The sequence below is a fragment of the Rahnella inusitata genome (genome assembly GCF_018288855.1).
Classification (GTDB): domain Bacteria; phylum Pseudomonadota; class Gammaproteobacteria; order Enterobacterales; family Enterobacteriaceae; genus Rahnella; species Rahnella inusitata.
The window spans coordinates 3,741,035-3,760,241 of record NZ_CP065024.1; the positions used below are offsets into that span (position 1 = coordinate 3,741,035).

A 19,207-nucleotide genomic window follows, 5' to 3' on the forward strand; every position below is an offset into this window, starting at 1 on the left:
CGCTTCTCCCTGACGCTGAAATTAGAGGGTGCCGCACACTTTGTCAGTCAGTTCCGCCGGGAACTGCATGAGCTGCATGATGTGTTCGATCATGCTGCGTTTGCGACCTGTGTTGGTATTCGTGATAACCCAATACGGCGTTCCTGGAACGTGTTTAGGCTTGGTATGGATGCCGTTTTGCAGCAGTGTTTGCTGGTCACCGGCAAAATAAGTGCGCGTGCGGCCGGTCAAAGAGTCGGTCGCAGCAGCAAATTCTTTCGCGTTCAGGCTGTACAAGGTCGACAGAATCAGCATAAAGCGATTCACCGCTTTGGTCTGCTCGGCGTATTCATCGGAAAGCAGCAGTTCGCGAACGGCGCGGACTTTATCACGCGACGTCGGTGCCGCAACGGCAGCCGGTTTTTCCTGAACGACTGTGCCCGGAATGTTAGCCGCTGGCGCGGCAGGAGCGGTCTGACCGGCAGTAAACTTCAACATACGGCGCAAAATATCAGACGCACTTTCACCGATAGCTTGTGTGTGGCTGGCAATGTAGCGGTAGAGTTCTTCGTCAACCTCAATAGTTTTCATCTTTATCCAGTACTGTTTTTCTACTTAATTTGTTCAAAAGGATTATACAAATTTCTACGCGTTTACAAACAGGGAATCGTGCCGCGAAGCAAAAAGCAGAATTATTACCTTTCGCTGCATGCTGGCCCCGGCCTGTTCTTCTCCACGTAGTAAAATCCCGCTCAGGCATCTGGCAGAAAACTTTCTGTTTTAAAAATTATCCGCCACTCATGATAACCTAATGAGATTGTTTATCTGTATGAACTTCGCCATGAAATTACATTATCGCCTGCAAGAACCTGAAGTCTCTGGCAGCACAGCCCTGCCGGTTTTGTTAATCCACGGTTTGTTCGGAACCCTCGATAATCTGGGGGTTCTGGCCCGCGACCTGAAACAAGAGCATAGAGTGTTGCAGGTAGATTTGCGTAATCACGGCCAGTCCGGGCGCTCGCAAGAGATGTCCTACGCCGCGATGGCGCAGGATTTGGTGGAAACGTTAGAAGAAGTCGGTTTCCAAAAAATCATCGTTATCGGCCACTCCATGGGCGGAAAAGCCGCGATGGCGCTGACGGCGCTTATCCCGGACCGCATCGAAAAGCTGATCGCCATTGATATCGCCCCTGTGGATTATCACACCCGCCGCCACGACGAAATTTTTGCTGCGATCAATGCCGTGACCGCCGCCGGTGCGCGCGATCGCACGTCCGCCACCGCCTCCATGCAAGAGCATATAAAGGAAGACGGCGTGATCCAGTTTCTGCTGAAATCATTCCAGCAGGGAGAATGGCGTTTCAACGTGCCGGTTTTGATGAGTGAATACGAAACGATTATCGGCTGGGAGAACGTGCCCGCGTGGGATCACCCGGCGTTATTCATTCGCGGCGGCCTGTCGCCGTATGTGCAGGACGCCTACCGTGAAGATATCGCCCGACAGTTCCCGCAGGCAAAAGCCTATGTGGTCGCCGGAACCGGTCACTGGGTTCACGCGGAAAAACCTGACGCCGTACTGCGCGCTGTGCATCGATTCATCGATTCGCCTGAGGTTTAACATCCTGGGGATAAATTGTGCAAAAAGTCTGCACAACTTCAGAAGTTATCATGAAATCAGGGCAATCAGGCGTTGTGAACTCCTGGCGCGCTAGGGTATGATTGCGCGCTATAATTTTGCCGCCCCGTTTCGCTCAGGTTGAGTGGCGGGGGGTGAATTGGGTCAGGGTTTCTTAGCCCGTAATGTGTGAAACGCTCGTCAGGAATCGGCTTGCCGTTTTCCGATGTAAAAACTTCCCTGGTTGTACCGCTACCTATGGCAAAAGAACAACTGGATCGCACGACGATTGATCTGTTCGCAGATGACCGCCGTCCGGGGCGTCCAAAAACTAATCCGCTATCCCGTGATGAACAGCTCAGGATCAACAAGCGCAACCAGTTACGCCGCGATAAAGCGAGCGGTCTGCGTCGCGTCGAGCTGAAAATGAACGCCGATGCTGTTGATACACTCAATAAGCTGGCAGAAGAACGCAATATCAGTCGTAGCGAATTGATTGAAGAGATGCTGCTGGCGCATCTTAACGGTCATGAAGGCTGATTGAAAACGGGTAACCTTCTCAGGCTACCCGTTTGTTTTTTCTCTTTATACTGCTCAATATTTTACTTCACTGCATCACTCAGAACGTTTCCCAGTTTTCCGAACTTTTCGCAGAAACCATTCCCGTATCAGGCCGTAATAATGGCGCAGAAATCATCCCAGCAGGTTTTGACCCGACGCGCGTAACGTTGTCTCGCAGTTTGAACGTCGCAACGGCGTTATTGAGCAACGCGGCCTGCTCTTCCAGAGAAACGGCGGCCTGAGATGCCTGTTCCACCAGCGAGGCGTTTTGCTGTGTGACGCTGTCCATCTGCGTGACGGCTACGGCTACCTGACTGATACCTTTGCTTTGCTCATCGGACGCAGACGCGATTTCCGCCATGATATCGGTGACATGCGTAATCGAACGCACCACTTCGTCCATAGTCTGCCCCGCGTTTTCCACCAGTTTGGATCCGCTGTCAACGCGGGAAACCGATTCACTGATAAGCTGCTCAATCTCTTTCGCTGCCTGCGCACTGCGCTGTGCCAGATTGCGCACTTCGCTGGCGACGACGGCAAATCCGCGCCCCTGTTCGCCTGCGCGTGCGGCTTCTACCGCGGCATTCAGCGCCAGAATGTTAGTCTGGAAAGCGATGCTGTTGATGACGGACGTTATCTCAGCAATCTTTTTCGAACTGCCGGAAATATCTTTCATGGTGCTGACAACGTCGGCCACAATGTTACCGCCTTTGCGGGCGGTGCCGGACGCTTCAATCACCAGCTGGCTGGCGTGATGGGCGTTGTCGGCGTTGTGTTTCACCGTTGCGGTCAGTTCTTCCATGCTGGCCGCCGTTTCTTCCAGCGCCGAGGCCTGCTCTTCCGTACGCGAAGAGAGATCGTTATTACCGGCAGAAATCTCAGAAGCCCCCTGATAGATGTTGTTGGTACAGTTGCGGATGGTTTGCACCGTGTTTACCAGACTGGCCTGCATGATGTTGAGTAACGGGATCAGCTTACCGGCACAGTTTTTACCAAACTCTTCCATGTGATTTGTCAGGTCACCGCTGGCAATCAGTGCAAACTGATCGCGGATCTTATCCAGCGGTTTCACCAGCGCCATCACCAGATAACGATCGGTCAGCAGTAAAATTATCAGGCCGATAATAAATGCGGTGATCTGAATCACTTTGCTGACGTAGGTCAGGTGGTTAGATTCCGTTTGTGCCGTGCTGAAATCCACCGCAATCTGGTTGCTGACTTTTTGCATTGCCGCGCCAAAATCACGGCTCAGTGGCGGAACGGTGGCGTTCGCTAACTGATTGTACACATCGATATTTTTGCTGCTGGCAGCCTCAAACAACGGGGTGACACCCTGGGCAACGAGACTCTCCCAGCTGGCAAGCAACTCCTGAACTGCAGATTCTTCCAGGCCCGGATGTGCCGCGGCTTTAAATCCCGCCAGAGCCTGAGTCAGGCCATCGAGAGACTGTTTTGCGGTATCAAAAATTTCCGGCCCTTTGGTCGGATCGGCCTGAAGCTGTGAGACGGCTCGGCTCAAGCGGGTGACGGTGCGAAAATACTGATCATTTCCTTTGCTGATCAGCGCCATATTGTTGACGAGTTCGGAACTGTTCCTGGTGTTTTGGGTCAATGTGTTAAGCGAGTTGACGGTGTAAAGCGATACACCGGCCCACATGACGCAAAAAACGCCAAGAATGATTAATAAAGCGGTCCTGATGGTAATGTTTTTCAAAAACTGCACGATATGCCTCTCTCGAAACATGACTGTTTCTGGTCTGAGGATTGAGGGGGATGCGGAGAATCAAGACACGTAACCAGCGGACGGGTGCCTCTGGACATGTTTGAACACCTCTCCGGGCATCGATTTCTTTATTATGTTGAGATTGCTCTCGCATCATCTATCGGCTGGACGTGCTTAAACTTAAGGAGTGTGTCGGATTATTTCTTCACTTTGCTTTTAACCTCAATAACTTTGAGGTTAAAGACAGACTTTCAAAAGACACGAAGGCGATAACACTTAAAAAGTTTGGCCGATAAACTTATTCGTCAGTTAAGAAGGCGAGCGGAAGCATATTCTCCGCCCCGCAAGTTTGCTATTATCAGCGTTATTATTGCCTGCAATGCAGGGCTTATCATTGAGAACAAGAGGTTAGACATCTTATGGCCGTAGTAGGAATCTTCTTTGGATCCGATACAGGTAACACCGAAAACATCGCAAAAATGATCCAGAAACAACTGGGTAAAGATGTTGCTGAGGTGCATGACATTGCGAAGAGCAGCAAAGAGGATCTGGAAAAATTCGATATCTTGCTGATCGGTATTCCAACCTGGTATTACGGTGAAGCCCAGTGTGACTGGGATGACTTCTTCCCAAGCCTGGAAGAGATCGACTTCGAAGGTAAGCTGGTTGCGCTGTTTGGCTGTGGCGATCAGGAAGACTATGCAGAATATTTCTGTGACGCACTGGGCACCGTGCGCGACATCATTGAGCCACGCGGCGCGGTGATTGTGGGTCACTGGCCAACAGAAGGCTATCATTTCGAAGCCTCTAAAGGTCTGGCCGATGATAAACACTTCATCGGACTGGCGATTGACGAAGACCGTCAACCTGAATTAACCAATGAGCGCGTTGATGCGTGGGTTAAGCAAATTACAGAAGAATTAAGCCTTTCAGAAATTATTGGCTAAAAACCCTGTTGGCCCTGAGGATTTATTCTACAATTGAAGGGCCAAACTATTACTGAAATTAACAATTTAGCCACAACAAAATTGTTACTTTCAGTAGTATCAAGGTACACTGAGTTCATCTGTTTTTTCTATCGATCAAGTCGTTGCATTCTCTGATGTGACCGGCATTTAGTGATCTTTATTAACAGGCAATCGTTTAGGGGATCGGCACACTTCCGTTAAACGAAGGATCCTAAACGAACATTTTTGTGCCGCTGATGCCACAGGCTCCATGCCTCAACTTGATTAGCACATAGTAACAGGACTGAATCCGCATGACTGACAACAACACCGCACTGAAGAAAGCCGGCTTAAAAGTCACGCTTCCGCGCCTTAAAATCCTGGAAGTGCTGCAAGCGCCGGAAGGTCATCACGTGAGTGCGGAAGATCTGTACAAACAACTGATTGATATGGGTGAAGAGATTGGTCTGGCGACGGTTTACCGTGTTCTGAACCAGTTTGATGACGCCGGTATCGTAACGCGTCATAACTTCGAAGGCGGCAAATCCGTATTCGAACTGACCCAGCAACATCACCATGACCACCTGATCTGCTTAGATTGTGGCCGCGTGATTGAATTCCGCGACGAATATATCGAAGGTCGTCAGCGTGAAATCGCTAAGAAACATGGCATCAAACTGACCAACCACAGCCTGTACTTGTACGGCCACTGTGAAGCAGGCGATTGCCGCGAAGATGATTCTTTGCACAATGATAAACCCGCGCAGTAATCTGCCCGGTTCGGTGAAGTTGCCGTCAACGTAAAGCCTTAACTAACCGCTGAAAAGCGGTTTTTTTTTGGCCTGAGCGCTGAACATCAGATATAAAAAACCCCGGAGAACCGGGGTTTCGTTTTTTTTTAGCCTCATGCGGTTTCGCTTAAAGCTTATCGGTGACCGGCTCTGCGCGGCGAAAGCCTGCCCCCTCGGCAGAGGCTGAGCTTATCCAGACATCACCGGTAATTTGCGGTTTTGGCGTATCATCATAATGATGCCAGTGCGTTGAGTCTGAATTTTTTCCATCTCCAACCTCATCCTTAATTCGTTGGTTTAGGAGAATTATTCGCTCTGATTTCCTGCCAGATTTTGCCGCAGTCGTCGGCGTAAGCCTGGCCGTCCCCGGTTTTACGCGCGGTAAGGCAGCGCTGGTAATCCACCACCCGCACTGTTTCCTGTTCGGCAAATTGCTTGTGCGCTTTTTCCTGTTTCAGGACGTCAAGAACCGTCTGGCACGAGGCTATTTTGTCTGGCGATCCTTCCGCCTTGTTGATACAGACGCTGTAGGCCTCACGCAATTTGGTGTCTTCTTTTTGCGCCGTTGTCGGAGCACAGCCTGCAAGGAAAACGCAAGTAACAACGATCATCAGTAATTTATTCATCGACATGGCGACCTCAGAAAATAGTGAATGGAGCGATAACGATGAATTTGACGTCTTTTTCATCCTGGAAGATGTTGCCGTAACCACCGCCCCAGCTCGGGATATCCGAATGGTTGTCGTACTGGGTGTAATGCAGTTTGAACAGCGTGCCTTTGGCGCGGCCTTCCTGAATGGTGTACAGCGCGTCCAGACTCCAGGCGCTCTCTTTCAGGCGCTGGCTCTGGTCATAAGCCGCATTGGTGCTAGGCTTGGCGTCCCATGCATAAACGTAAGAACCGCCCACCGCGAAGCCCGGCAGATCCCATTTCGCCAGATCGTATAACACCCCGGCATAGACCGCTTTTTCACCGTTGGCGTTGAAGTCAGAACGGTTATCCCACCACACGTCAAGACGACCGTTAGATGAGGAATAAGTCGGTGTCATACGCTGCAGGAAATACCCCTGATTCCCTTCTGCCTTGACCATCGTCCCTTCAAGACGCCAGTTGAACTGGCCTGTGGTGTAGCCGAATGTCAGCGCCTGCAACCAGGCGAGACCGTCATACAAACTGTTCGGATCGTTCTTGTCGCTGATGCGGTCTTCCGCACCGTAGAACTGGTAGCTGGTGGTCAGCGGATTGCCCAGCAGATCGGCCTTATAGGACGCTTTGGCAAAGTACTGATCGACGTAGCTTTCCGCTTCGCCATAGGCCGCTTCGAGGACGAAATCATTTTTAAAATCATATTTCGCGCCGAGGGAATGAATGTAGGAGACACCGGTTTTCTTGTCATTCTGGCGGAAATCATCCATTTCCAGATGCCACGGCGATTTGTATTCGTCCGCCCACATGTAAGAGAAACTCAGCTCGCCCGGTTCGCCGAAATCATGTTTATAACCGGCTTCCGCGCCGCGATAGGTGCCCGGCATGAAGCTCCAGTGCGGAGCGATCAGCGTCTGCCCGGTAGGCTGGATGTAACCCGCATGTCCCCAGAAACCGCCATATTTAAATTTACCCGCGGCTTTGTACAGGCTGACCCCGCCCTTATCGCCGGAGTAATCTTCGTCGTAGGCGTGGTTTTTGGAAGAGAACGCGATTTCGTTCGGGTGGCCGCTGTCGCTGGCTTCAGCCAGCTCAATCGCAGTAAAAGCTGCGACGTCGATACCGAACATATCCCACGCATAACCGGAGGAGAAATCCAGATTCAGGTTGGCGGTGGAGTGAGAAAGGTTAGTGGCATATTTATCGTAATCAGGGTTGTTGACCGTAACTTTCGAGCCATCAGGTCGGGTTTCTTCTTTAGTCTTATTCAGATCTTTGCGATCACGCTCGCGCTGCCAGTAATAAACTCCGCCAGTCAGCGTGGAATCATCAATAAAGCCTTCCGCTCTGACTTCCTGAGAAAAAGTCATTCCGCCACCCAGTAAGGTGCCAGCCAGAGTGTACATCACAGGTTTCAGATAAGCCGATCCCCTGCCCCGGTTAAGGTGCTTGTGCATAGAAATTCCTCATTTTGACTAAAAAAGATGGTGCAAAACCCAAACGGGTATTAAAAGCGGCCGCCAGAGGCGTAACCGTAAAAAGCAGGTTAAGAGTATTTTTCGCGACGCGAATTATCAATGAGTAATTAATCATTGTTCTCTGAAGTATGACAAAGTGCACATAAAGATGAAAAAGTGTAACAGAAACGACTCAGGAGGGATTAAACAGCCAGAAAATAGTAAATAACAATAATTTCAGAGAGTTAAAATAAATAATCACATACTTTACACGTTTCAGCATTCATAAAGTGGTTAAATCAGGGAGCTAAAAAGTGACCATCAAAAACACATTAATTCGCGATGAAAATCAAACGCACCATTTTCCAGACATAAAAAAACGCAGCCGAAGCTGCGTTGAGTCAGACGTGATATTTCAGTCAGGCGACGGGTTTGCTTTCCCAGGTGTCGCGAAGGCCGACGGTGCGGTTGAACACCAGATGCTCAGCACTTGAATAGCGGCTGTCGGCACAGAAGTAACCTTCACGTTCGAACTGCACACTGACTTCTGCCTGAGCAGCGACCAGAGACGGCTCAACGAAGCCCTGAGCAATCACCAGAGATTCCGGGTTGATGGTGGTCAGGAAATCTTCAGCCTGGCCAGGGTTCGCAACGCTGAACAGACGGTCATACAGGCGAAATTCTGCCGGTTTACCTTCAGAAGCAGAAACCCAGTGAATCACGCCTTTCACCTTACGGCCATCAGCGGGATCTTTGCTCAGCGTATCGATATCGTAAGAACAGAAGATGGTGGTGATATTCCCTTCCGCGTCTTTCTCGATGTGTTCCGCTTTGATCACATACGCATTGCGCAGGCGAACTTCTTTGCCCAGCACCAGACGTTTGTACTGTTTGTTCGCTTCTTCGCGGAAATCAGCCTGATCGATGTAAATCTCACGGGTGAACGGCACTTCGCGGGTGCCCATTTCCGGTTTGCTCGGATGATTCGGCATTTTCACCATTTGCACGTCATCACCGGTGAAGTTCTCAATGACAACTTTAACCGGGTTAATAACGGCCATGGCGCGCGGTGCGTTTTCGTTCAGATCGTCACGAATACAGGATTCCAGCGCCATCATTTCAACGTTGTTGTCCTGCTTGGTCACGCCGATACGACGGCAGAATTCGCGGATAGACGCAGCGGTATAACCACGGCGACGCAGACCGGAAACAGTCGGCATACGCGGATCGTCCCAACCTTCTACAATCTTATCCGTCACCAGCAGGTTCAGCTTACGCTTGGACATGATGGAGTATTCAAGATTCAGACGGGAGAACTCATACTGACGCGGATGGCATGGAATAGTGATGTTATCCAGTACCCAGTCGTACAGACGGCGGTTGTCCTGGAATTCCAGCGTACACAGTGAATGTGTGATCCCTTCCAGCGCATCGGAAATGCAGTGAGTGAAATCGTACATCGGGTAGATGCACCATTTTGTGCCAGTCTGATGATGTTCGGCAAACTTAATACGGTAGATGACCGGATCGCGCATCACGAAGAATGGCGACGCCATATCGATTTTGGCACGCAGGCAAGCGGCACCTTCGGCGAATTCACCGTTACGCATTTTTTCGAACAGCGCGATATTTTCTTCCACGCTGCGATCGCGATACGGGCTGTTTTTGCCCGGTGCGGTCAGCGAACCACGGTATTCGCGAATTTGATCGGGAGACAGTTCGTCAACGTACGCCAGACCTTTGTTGATTAGCTCCAGCGCGTATGCGTGCAGTTGATCGAAATAGTCTGAGGAGTAGTGAATATCACCGCTCCAGTCGAAGCCCAGCCACTGGACGTCGTATTTGATCGACTCAACGAATTCGATGTCTTCTTTTGCCGGGTTAGTATCGTCAAAACGCAGATTGCACTGACCCTGGTAGTCTTGCGCAATGCCGAAATTCAGGCAGATAGACTTCGCATGGCCGATATGCAAATAGCCATTAGGCTCAGGCGGGAAACGGGTGTGAACGGTATTGTGTTTCCCGGTCGCCAGATCTTCATCAATAATCTGACGGATAAAATTTGTTGGGCGGGCTTCAGCCTCACTCATTGTGCAATTCCTCTACGCAACATTGACTCTACGGATAACCGCTTATGTTCCAACAAGCCACGTCGGGAAACAACCGTTAGTTGCATAAAATCGTGGTTATCCCTTTACGGGCTGTCCGAAAACAATAAAAAACGGGAAGAGATCGCTCTCTTCCCGTTCTGACTGTCTTTACTAAACAGTGTTTACTTAAACCTTATCACTCAGACAAAAAGATTATTTGCCCTGGATATCGAACAGTTTAGTCTGTCCGGCCACCACGGAACCGCTCGCCAGAGAAACAACACCGGTGTAATCATCGATATTGCTGACCACAACCGGGCTTATCATTGAGCGCGCGTTGGCGTTCAGATAATCCAGATCCAGTTCCAGAACAGGCTGACCGGCAGTCACTGTCGCGCCCTCTTCGACCAGGCGGGTAAAGCCCTTACCATTAAGCGTGACGGTATCAATCCCCATGTGAACCACCACTTCAGCACCAGAAACGGTTTCCAGGCAGAAAGCATGATTGGTATTGAAGATTTTAACGATAGTACCCGCAGCAGGCGAGACTACGGTTTTACCGGTCGGGCGGATCGCAACGCCGTCACCGACAGCTTTGCTGGCGAAGGCTTCATCAGGTACTTGATCCAGCGCCACAACATCACCCGTTACCGGAGACACCAGCGTTTCCACCACGGTTTTCAACGTGTTTGGCACAGCCTGTGGAGCAGCTTTAGTGGTCACTACCGGCGCAGTCGTTGCCACACCTGCGGCAACCGGGCCACGTGCAATCACTTTCTTCATAGCATCTGCCAGAGATTCGGCTTTTGCACCAACGATAACCTGAATGCTTTGTTTATTCAGACGAACGATACCGGATGCGCCAAGACGTTTACACGCTGCGTCATCCACGGTGCCGGCATCTTTCACGTTCAGACGCAGACGAGTAATACAGGCATCAATGCCTTTGAAGTTGTCAGACCCACCCAGTGCACCAATGTAGCTCAGCGCCAGCTGGTTCAGGCCTTCTTCTGTATTGCTGTTCGCTTCCGGCGCGCCCATGTTTTCAATGTCGTCTTCACGACCCGGCGTTTTCAGGTTGAACATGCGGATAATCACGCTGAACAGAACGAAGTAGATGATGAAGAACACAACGCCCATCACCAGTAACATCCAGACGTTTTTACTTGCCGCTGGCAGGTTGTACATCAACGCGTAGTCGATGGCACCCGCAGAGAAGGAGAAGCCTGCGTGAATACCCAGAGCCGTTGCGACGTACAGGCTGATCCCGGTCAGGATGGCGTGCACTAAATAGAGCAGCGGAGCGAGGAACATGAACAGGAATTCTAATGGCTCGGTCACACCAGTCAGGAACGCGGTCACTGCCACAGAAACCAACATACCCCCGACCAATGGACGACGTTCTTTAGGCGCTGCGAAATACATGGCAAATGCCGCACCAGGCAGACCGAACATCATGATTGGGAAGAAGCCGGACATGAACATCCCCGCCGTGCCGTCACCCGCGTAGAAGCGGTTGATGTCACCGTGGAACACAGTACCGGCAGCATTGGTGAAATCACCAATCTGGAACCATGCGATGGTGTTCAGAACCTGATGCAGACCGGTTGGGATCAACAGACGGTTTACGAAACCGAAGATGCCCGCACCGAATGCGCCAGCGCCCACGATCCACTCACCACCGGCGCGGATTGCATCCTGCACCGGAGGCCAGATGTAACCAAAGATAGCGGCAAGCACCAGACAGAAGAAGCCGGTTGCGATAGGAACGAAACGTTTCCCACCGAAGAAGCTCAGGAAGTCAGGCAGTTTAATATCAGACCAGCGGTTGTAGACCATACCGCCGACCAGACCGGTGATGATACCCGCCAGAACACCCATATTAACGGCCGGGTTGATGGTGATCATCGCTTTGGTCAGGATGAAGTAACCGATACCGCCGGCTAATGCAGCCGCACCCGCGTTGTCTTTAGACCAGCTCGACGCCACACCGATAGCGAAGATTAATGCGAGGTTATCGAAAATCCCGCCACCGGCTTGCGCGATGAAAGGCATGTTAAGAAGATCAGGCTGTCCGAAGCGCAGCAATAACGCAGCGACCGGTAGTACGGCTATAGGCAGCTGTAGCGCTCTGCCTAAACGCTGAAAGAATCCAAGAATATTCACATTTCCCCCTATCCGCCGTCAGGCGAATCACCTAAGTAGTTTAATTAGTATGGTTACTACCTTTACTCTTTACTGTTCCGATTTAACCGACTGCACTGCGAGTGTAAAAAGATTATTTCGTATCGCAAATTAAAACCTCTCTTTTTGTGATAATTGTCACCAAAAAGAGGTGATAACATGCCATCAGACTGGTCAACACACAAAACTTATTTTATTATTAAAAAAATCTAGACGGTATTGTGCCAGCCATAAACTTTCACGGTGGTTTACGCTTAACAAGACCGCCTTTGAACCAAAGAACTTTGCTTTAGCTTTGTCTACGTATATCCGAAGTCATCCGTTGCGACTAAGGGTATAAACAGTATATTCAATATTCTGAAACTAGAGGTACGTGATGAGACTGATTCCTTTAAACACCACCGCTGAAGTTGGCAAATGGGCTGCACGACATATCGTTGAACGCATCAATGCCTTCAAACCGACTGCCGAACGTCCTTTCATTCTGGGCCTTCCGACCGGTGGCACCCCGCTTGAAGCTTACAAACACCTTATCGCCATGCATAAAGCAGGCCAGGTTAGCTTCAAAAACGTCGTGACCTTTAACATGGATGAATATGTTGGCCTGCCACAGGAACACCCTGAGAGCTATCATACCTTCATGTACAAAAACTTCTTTGATCACGTTGATATCCCAAGCGAAAATATCAACCTGCTGAATGGTAATGCGCCAGATATCGACGAAGAATGTCGCCAGTACGAAGCAAAAATTAAATCCTACGGCAAAATTAACCTGTTTATGGGTGGCGTGGGTAACGACGGTCACATTGCTTTCAATGAACCCGCTTCTTCGCTGGCTTCCCGTACGCGTATCAAAACGCTGACGCACGAAACCCGTATCGCGAACTCCCGTTTCTTCGACAACGATGTGTCTCAGGTGCCAAAATACGCCCTGACCGTTGGCGTGGGTACGCTGCTGGATGCAGAAGAAGTGATGATTCTGGTTACCGGTCACGCGAAAGCGCAGGCTCTGGAAGCGGCAGTTGAAGGCAACATTAACCACATGTGGACCATCAGCTGTCTGCAACTGCACGCTAAAGCCGTGATGGTGTGTGACGAACCGTCCACCATGGAACTGAAAGTCAAAACTGTGAAATATTTCCGCGAGTTAGAAGCGGAAAACATGAAGAATCTTTAATTTACAATTATGCCCAAAGCCAGTCACGCTACGTCAAGGCGGCACGAAGCAAATCTCCGGGAGCTTACGCAATTCAGTGACCGGAGTGAGTAAGTGAGGCAGCCAACGCAGCAGCAGCGTGACTGGAGAAGGGCAAACGTACTAGGGGGCATGATGTACGCATTAATTAATGGTCGGATTTATACCGGTCACGACGTTCTGGATAACCACGCGGTGGTGATTGCCGATGGCAAAATCGAACGTGTTTGTCCGGTCAGCGAACTGCCGGCAAATGTGGAAACCCGCAGTCTGGACGGTGCCATTCTTGCCCCCGGATTTATCGATCTGCAACTGAACGGTTGCGGTGGCGTGCAGTTCAACGATTCTCTGGAAGCTATTTCCCTAGAAACGTTAGAAATCATGCAGAAAGCCAATGAAAAATCCGGCTGTACCAGTTTCCTGCCGACGCTGATCACCTGTAGCGATGACTACATGAAACACGGTATCAGCGTCATGCGCACCTATTTGGAAAAATATCCTAATCAGGCGCTGGGTCTGCACCTCGAAGGGCCGTACCTGAGCCCGGTGAAAAAAGGCACCCACAATCCGGCCTTTATCCGCCTGCCCGACAGCGCGATGATTGATTTCCTGTGTGCCAACGCCGAGGTGATTACCCAACTCACCCTCGCGCCCGAGCAGGTCGATGCAAAATACATTCGCCAGCTGCGTGATGCAGGCATTGTGGTGTCAGCGGGTCATTCCAACTCAACCTATGAGCAGGCGCGCGCAGGTTTTGCCGCCGGGATCTCGTTTGCTACGCACCTTTATAATGCAATGCCTGCCATTACCGGCCGCCAGCCTGGCCTGATTGGTGCAATTTTCGATACACCAGAAGTCTATACCGGTGTTATCGCCGACGGGCTGCACGTGGATTGGGCAAATATCCGCAACGCGAAAAAACTGAAAGGCGACAAGCTGGTGCTGGTCACTGACGCCACAGCGCCTGCCGGGGCAAATATTGATGAGTTCATTTTTGCCGGTAAAACAATATACTACCGTGATGGACTCTGTGTGGACGAAAACGGAACATTGAGCGGCTCAGCGCTGACCATGATCGAAGCGGTACAAAACAGTGTCGAACATGTCGGAATCGCTCTGGATGAAACGCTGCGTATGGCATCGCTTTATCCGGCACGCGCGATTGGTTTCGATGACCGCTTAGGCAGCATCGAAGCAGGTAAAGTCGCCAACCTCACCGCGTTCACTCATGATTTTAAAATCACAAAAACTATCGTTAACGGTGACGAAGTTTAATTGAGCGGATAAAAGTATTGATGACAACTGGCGGACAGCAGGCACAAATCGGCAACGTTGATCTGGTTAAGCAGTTAAACGGCGCGGCGGTTTACCGCCTGATTGATCAACAGGGGCCCATTTCGCGCATTCAGATTGCCGACGTGAGCCAGCTCGCGCCCGCCAGTGTTACCAAAATTACCCGACAGTTACTTGAGCGCGGCCTGATTAAAGAGGTGGAGCAACAGGCGTCCACCGGGGGCCGTCGCGCAATTTCAATCATCACCGAAGCCCGCCCCTTTCATACCATTGCTGTGCGCCTGGGTCGCCATGATGCGACCATCACGCTCTATGATCTGAGCGCCAAATCACTGGCCGAACAACATTACGCCCTGCCGGAACGCACTCAGGAAACGCTGGAGAACGCGCTGTTTGAGTCGATCGCGCAATTTATCGAGCTGAACCAACGCAAAATTCGCGAGCTGATTGCCATTTCCGTCATCCTTCCTGGCTTAGTTGATCCGAATAAAGGCATCGTTCGCTACATGCCGCACATCAGCGTGGGTGCGTGGAAATTAGTGGATGCACTGGAAGCCCGGTTCAAAGTGACCAGTTTTGTCGGCCACGATATCCGCAGTCTGGCTCTCGCCGAGCACTACTTCGGTGCAACCCGCGACTGTCAGGACTCTATTTTGGTTCGTTTACATCGCGGAACGGGTGCCGGGATTATCGTTAACGGACAGATATTCCTCGGCAGTAACGGCAACGTCGGTGAGATCGGACACATTCAGATAGACCCGTTGGGCGAGCGCTGCCATTGCGGGAATTTCGGTTGTCTGGAAACCGTTGCCGCTAATGCCGCCATTGAAAACCGCGTGCGTCATCTGCTGACCCAGGGCTATGCCAGCAAGCTCAGCCTCAATGACTGTTCGATTACCGCCATTTGCAAAGCGGCGAACCGCCATGATGCGCTGGCCACGGAAGTCATCGACCATGTCGGGCGCCAGTTAGGCAAAGCGGTATCTATAGCCATCAACCTGTTTAATCCGCAGAAAGTGGTGATCGCCGGTGAAATTACCGAGGCCGATAAAGTGCTGCTGCCTGCCATCCAGAACTGTATTAATGCTCAGGTGCTAAAAGATTTTCGCCGTAATTTGCCGGTGGTGACCTCGGAACTGAACCATCAGTCGGCGATTGGCGCCTTTGCGCTGGTTAAACGCGCGATGCTCAATGGCGTTCTTTTACAGCGTCTGCTGGAAAATTAAGACGTGCTATAGTCTTTGGCTGCCAGAAATGGAGCTGGAAAAGTGGGTTTATAAATCATGACGATTAAGAATGTAATCTGTGACATTGATGGCGTGCTGTTGCACGACAACACCGCGGTACCCGGCGCAGACAAGTTTCTCGCCCGTATTCAGGAACAGGGAATGCCTTTGGTCATTCTCACCAACTACCCTTCCCAGACCGCGCAAGATTTGGCAAACCGCTTCAGCGCGGCGGGTTTGGATGTGCCGGAAAGCGCCTTCTTTACATCGGCAATGGCCACCGCTGATTTTCTCAAACGTCAGGAAGGCAAGAAAGCCTACGTCGTTGGCGAAGGTGCGCTGATCCACGAATTATATAAAGCCGGTTTCACCATTACCGACATCAATCCTGACTTTGTGATTGTTGGCGAGACCCGATCTTATAACTGGGACATGATCCATAAAGCGGCGTTCTTCGTTGCCAACGGTGCACGCTTTATCGCGACGAATCCGGATAACCACGGCCACGGATTTACCCCTGCCTGTGGTGCGCTGTGTGCCCCTATCGAAAAAATCACTGGCCGCAAACCGTTTTATGTCGGTAAACCGAGCCCGTGGATCATCCGCTCAGCCCTCAATAAAATGCAGGCGCATTCCGATGGCACGGTAATTGTCGGCGACAATTTGCGTACTGATATTTTGGCCGGTTTTCAGGCGGGTTTAGAAACTATCCTGGTGCTGTCCGGCGTTTCCACGCTGAACGATATCGAGGGGATGCCTTTCCGCCCGACGTGGATTTATCCGTCGGTTGCCGATATCGACATCATTTAACGTCGTCTGTTAAGTCTTTGAAAACGAGCCAGGACGTCTGTTCTGGCTCGTTTTTTTTCATCTTGTTGATTGTTTTATATCCACTTTCCTGATTTTTTGCCGCCATCTCAATTTTTCGCGATATAAATGACGATCCATCAATAATCTGGCCATTAAACTGAGAATTCGCTAAAGATCTGCACCTCTCAACATACTATTTCTCAGAAGAGTATTAAACCGCTTGCACAGCATGGGGGTTTTGACGCATTTTCATAGTCAGCAACGCAACATCGCCAGACTAAAACAGAAAGAACGGCAACGTTGACCCTCATAAAAATGACAGCCAGAGAAAGTTAGGGAGAAAGACTTATGTGTTCAATTTTCGGTGTGCTCGATATTAAAACTGACTCCGTCGAGCTGCGCAAAAAAGCGCTGGAACTTTCGCGCCTGATGCGCCACCGCGGACCAGACTGGTCCGGCGTATTTGCCAGCGATAAAGCGATTTTGTCGCACGAACGTCTGTCGATTGTCGACGTCAACAACGGCGCACAGCCGCTGTACAACGCAGCACACACCCACGTTCTGGCCGTTAACGGCGAAATCTACAACCACCAGGCACTGCGCGCTGAATTGGGCGACAAGTACGAGTTCCAGACCGCGTCTGACTGCGAAGTCATCCTGGCGCTGTATCAGGAAAAAGGTCACGACTTCCTCGATGAACTGCAAGGCATGTTCGCCTTCATTCTGTATGACACGGAAAAAGATGCATACCTGATTGGCCGTGACCACCTGGGCATCATCCCGCTTTACATGGGTTACGACGAACACGGCAACATGTATGTGGCTTCTGAAATGAAAGCGCTGGTGCCGGTTTGCCGCACCATCAAAGAATTCCCGGCAGGCAGCTATCTGTGGAGTCAGGACGGCGAAATCCGCGAATATTACCATCGCGACTGGTTCGATTATGACAACGTCAAAGACAACGTCACGGATGCCAAAGCGCTGAAAGACGCGCTGGAAGAGTCCGTAAAAAGCCACCTGATGTCCGACGTGCCTTACGGTGTACTGCTCTCCGGTGGTTTGGATTCCTCGGTGATTTCTGCGATCACCAAGAAATTTGCCGGTCGCCGCATTGAAGATAAAGATCAAAGCGAAGCCTGGTGGCCGCAGCTGCACTCCTTTGCCGTCGGTCTGGAAGGTTCTCCGGATTTGCGCGCTGCACAGGAAGTCGCCACGCATTTGGGCACCGTGCACCATGAAATTCATTTCACCGTGCAGGAAGGTCTGGATGCTATCCGCGATGTTATCTATCACATCGAAACGTATGACGTGACCACTATTCGTGCCTCAACGCCGATGTATCTGATGTCACGTAAAATTAAAGCAATGGGCATCAAAATGGTGTTGTCCGGCGAAGGTGCCGATGAAGTGCTGGGCGGTTACCTGTACTTCCATAAAGCGCCAAACGCCAAAGAATTCCATGAAGAAACCGTGCGTAAACTGCTGGCTCTGCATATGTATGACTGCGCGCGCGCTAACAAAGCGATGTCTGCATGGGGTGTGGAAGCACGCGTACCGTTCCTGGATAAAAAATTCCTCGACGTGGCTATGCGCCTGAACCCGAAAGACAAAATGTGTGGCAACGGCAAGATGGAAAAACATATCCTGCGTGAATGTTTCGAGTCTTATTTACCGCACAGCGTCGCATGGCGTCAGAAAGAACAATTCTCCGACGGCGTGGGCTACAGCTGGATTGATACGTTAAAAGAAGTGGCCTCTCAGCAGATCACCGATCAACAGCTTGAAACGGCGCATTTCCGTTTCCCGTACAACACGCCAACGTCCAAAGAAGGCTACTTGTACCGTACGATCTTCGAAGAACTGTTCCCGGTACCCAGCGCCGCAGAATGCGTCCCTGGCGGTCCTTCAGTGGCCTGTTCTTCGGCGAAAGCGATTGAGTGGGATGAAGCGTTCAAAAACATGGACGACCCTTCTGGCCGTGCAGTCGGCGTTCATCAGTCCGCCTATAAATAACCGATTGTCGGGTTAATATCCTTCTTATAAATGGGCCTCTTGTGGCCCATTTTTTTATGGGTAAAGGCAGTAAAAATAATGTCTTTTGCCCAATTAATCACCAGAGTGGTCATAACCCAGACAAATGGACGCTATCAGGGCTTTTTCTCCAAAAAAGGTGTTGACGCAAAACGGTCATATACGCATAATGCGCCCCGCAACGCCGATGAAGGTAGCGCGAAAAAAGATGGCTACGTAGCTCAGTTGGTTAGAGCACATCACTCATAATGATGGGGTCACAGGTTCGAATCCCGTCGTAGCCACCATCTTTTTGCGGGAGTGGCGAAATTGGTAGACGCACTAGATTTAGGTTCTAGCGCCGCAAGGTGTGCGAGTTCAAGTCTCGCCTCCCGCACCATTTCCAGACATCGGCAGCACAGTTGGGGTATCGCCAAGCGGTAAGGCACTGGTTTTTGATACCAGCATTCCCAGGTTCGAGTCCTGGTACCCCAGCCATTTCTTTCCTCGTCATATCTTTGATATGTCAGTGAAGAAAACCCAGTTTGAAGAAGTTGTACTGTTGGGGTATCGCCAAGCGGTAAGGCACTGGTTTTTGATACCAGCATTCCCTGGTTCGAATCCAGGTACCCCAGCCATACTTCTCTCTTTTAATTGGTAAGCACTTGAAATTTATTATT

The 19,207-nt window shown here is 50.7% G+C and carries 15 protein-coding genes and 4 tRNA genes; 13 read left to right on the top strand and 6 right to left on the bottom strand.

The genetic code is table 11. From position 1 onward, the window contains the following. Positions 1-21: 21 nt before the first annotated feature. Positions 22-570: a replication initiation negative regulator SeqA gene (gene seqA / locus I2123_RS17555; protein WP_112169000.1), complete on the bottom strand. Its 549-nt coding sequence runs from the start codon at positions 568-570 to the stop codon at positions 22-24. A gap of 238 nt (positions 571-808) precedes the next feature. Here seqA and ybfF point away from each other — a divergent pair, with 238 nt between their 5' ends. Together ybfF and ybfE are read left to right on the top strand one after the other, a co-directional pair. Next, complete coding sequence (gene ybfF / locus I2123_RS17560; RefSeq protein ID WP_112169001.1) at positions 809-1,597, top strand: esterase; 789 nt, start codon at positions 809-811, stop codon at positions 1,595-1,597. 255 nt (positions 1,598-1,852) lie between these two features. Beyond that, a complete protein-coding gene (ybfE, locus tag I2123_RS17565) occupies positions 1,853-2,134 on the top strand; it encodes a LexA regulated protein (RefSeq protein WP_056772022.1) in 282 nt (93 codons plus the stop codon). 79 nt (positions 2,135-2,213) lie between these two features. Here ybfE and I2123_RS17570 read toward each other — a convergent pair whose 3' ends face one another. Further along, positions 2,214-3,878 carry a methyl-accepting chemotaxis protein gene (locus I2123_RS17570; protein WP_213051134.1) on the bottom strand — a complete coding sequence of 555 codons (1,665 nt, stop codon included), beginning with the start codon at positions 3,876-3,878 and terminating at the stop codon, positions 2,214-2,216. Between the two features lie 419 nt (positions 3,879-4,297). Here I2123_RS17570 and fldA point away from each other — a divergent pair, with 419 nt between their 5' ends. Together fldA and fur are read left to right on the top strand one after the other, a co-directional pair. Continuing rightward, positions 4,298-4,825 (top strand): flavodoxin FldA, encoded by a 528-nt coding sequence (gene fldA / locus I2123_RS17575; RefSeq protein ID WP_056771565.1) that lies wholly within the window; start codon positions 4,298-4,300, stop codon positions 4,823-4,825. Positions 4,826-5,139: 314 nt separating this feature from the next. Next, positions 5,140-5,595 carry a ferric iron uptake transcriptional regulator gene (gene fur / locus I2123_RS17580; protein ID WP_013576469.1) on the top strand — a complete coding sequence of 152 codons (456 nt, stop codon included), beginning with the start codon at positions 5,140-5,142 and terminating at the stop codon, positions 5,593-5,595. 305 nt (positions 5,596-5,900) lie between these two features. Here the strand turns inward: fur and chiQ are convergent, their stop codons facing one another. From chiQ to nagE, 4 genes are all read right to left on the bottom strand, one after another. Further along, a complete protein-coding gene (chiQ, locus tag I2123_RS17585) occupies positions 5,901-6,242 on the bottom strand; it encodes a ChiQ/YbfN family lipoprotein (RefSeq protein WP_213052554.1) in 342 nt (113 codons plus the stop codon). Positions 6,243-6,255: 13 nt separating this feature from the next. Beyond that, positions 6,256-7,719, bottom strand: coding sequence for a chitoporin ChiP (chiP, locus tag I2123_RS17590; RefSeq protein ID WP_213051135.1), 1,464 nt, complete (start codon positions 7,717-7,719; stop codon positions 6,256-6,258). A gap of 419 nt (positions 7,720-8,138) precedes the next feature. Further along, on the bottom strand, positions 8,139-9,809 hold the full coding sequence (glnS, locus tag I2123_RS17595) for a glutamine--tRNA ligase (protein WP_213051136.1): 1,671 nt from the start codon (positions 9,807-9,809) through the stop codon (positions 8,139-8,141). A 213-nt stretch (positions 9,810-10,022) separates the two neighbouring features. Further along, on the bottom strand, positions 10,023-11,975 hold the full coding sequence (nagE, locus tag I2123_RS17600; protein WP_213051137.1) for a PTS N-acetyl glucosamine transporter subunit IIABC: 1,953 nt from the start codon (positions 11,973-11,975) through the stop codon (positions 10,023-10,025). Positions 11,976-12,369: 394 nt separating this feature from the next. Here nagE and nagB point away from each other — a divergent pair, with 394 nt between their 5' ends. The 9 genes from nagB to I2123_RS17645 all read left to right on the top strand — a co-directional run bounded on the left by nagB (position 12,370) and on the right by I2123_RS17645 (position 19,165). Further along, positions 12,370-13,170, top strand: a complete 801-nt coding sequence (gene nagB, locus I2123_RS17605; protein WP_213051138.1) for a glucosamine-6-phosphate deaminase — start codon at positions 12,370-12,372, stop codon at positions 13,168-13,170. 153 nt (positions 13,171-13,323) lie between these two features. Beyond that, positions 13,324-14,463, top strand: a complete 1,140-nt coding sequence (nagA, locus tag I2123_RS17610) for an N-acetylglucosamine-6-phosphate deacetylase (protein WP_213052555.1) — start codon at positions 13,324-13,326, stop codon at positions 14,461-14,463. Positions 14,464-14,483: 20 nt separating this feature from the next. After that, entirely contained in the window at positions 14,484-15,707 is a 1,224-nt protein-coding gene (gene nagC / locus I2123_RS17615) for a DNA-binding transcriptional regulator NagC (protein WP_112169007.1), read from the top strand. A gap of 57 nt (positions 15,708-15,764) precedes the next feature. Then, positions 15,765-16,517, top strand: coding sequence for an HAD-IIA family hydrolase (locus tag I2123_RS17620; protein ID WP_112169008.1), 753 nt, complete (start codon positions 15,765-15,767; stop codon positions 16,515-16,517). A 348-nt stretch (positions 16,518-16,865) separates the two neighbouring features. Then, on the top strand, positions 16,866-18,530 hold the full coding sequence (gene asnB / locus I2123_RS17625; protein WP_112169009.1) for an asparagine synthase B: 1,665 nt from the start codon (positions 16,866-16,868) through the stop codon (positions 18,528-18,530). 228 nt (positions 18,531-18,758) lie between these two features. Next, positions 18,759-18,835 (top strand) — tRNA-Met (locus I2123_RS17630). Positions 18,836-18,842: 7 nt separating this feature from the next. Continuing rightward, positions 18,843-18,927 (top strand) — tRNA-Leu (locus I2123_RS17635). Between the two features lie 23 nt (positions 18,928-18,950). After that, positions 18,951-19,025, top strand: a tRNA-Gln gene (locus I2123_RS17640). A gap of 65 nt (positions 19,026-19,090) precedes the next feature. Then, a tRNA-Gln gene (locus I2123_RS17645) sits at positions 19,091-19,165 on the top strand. Positions 19,166-19,207 lie beyond the last annotated feature (42 nt).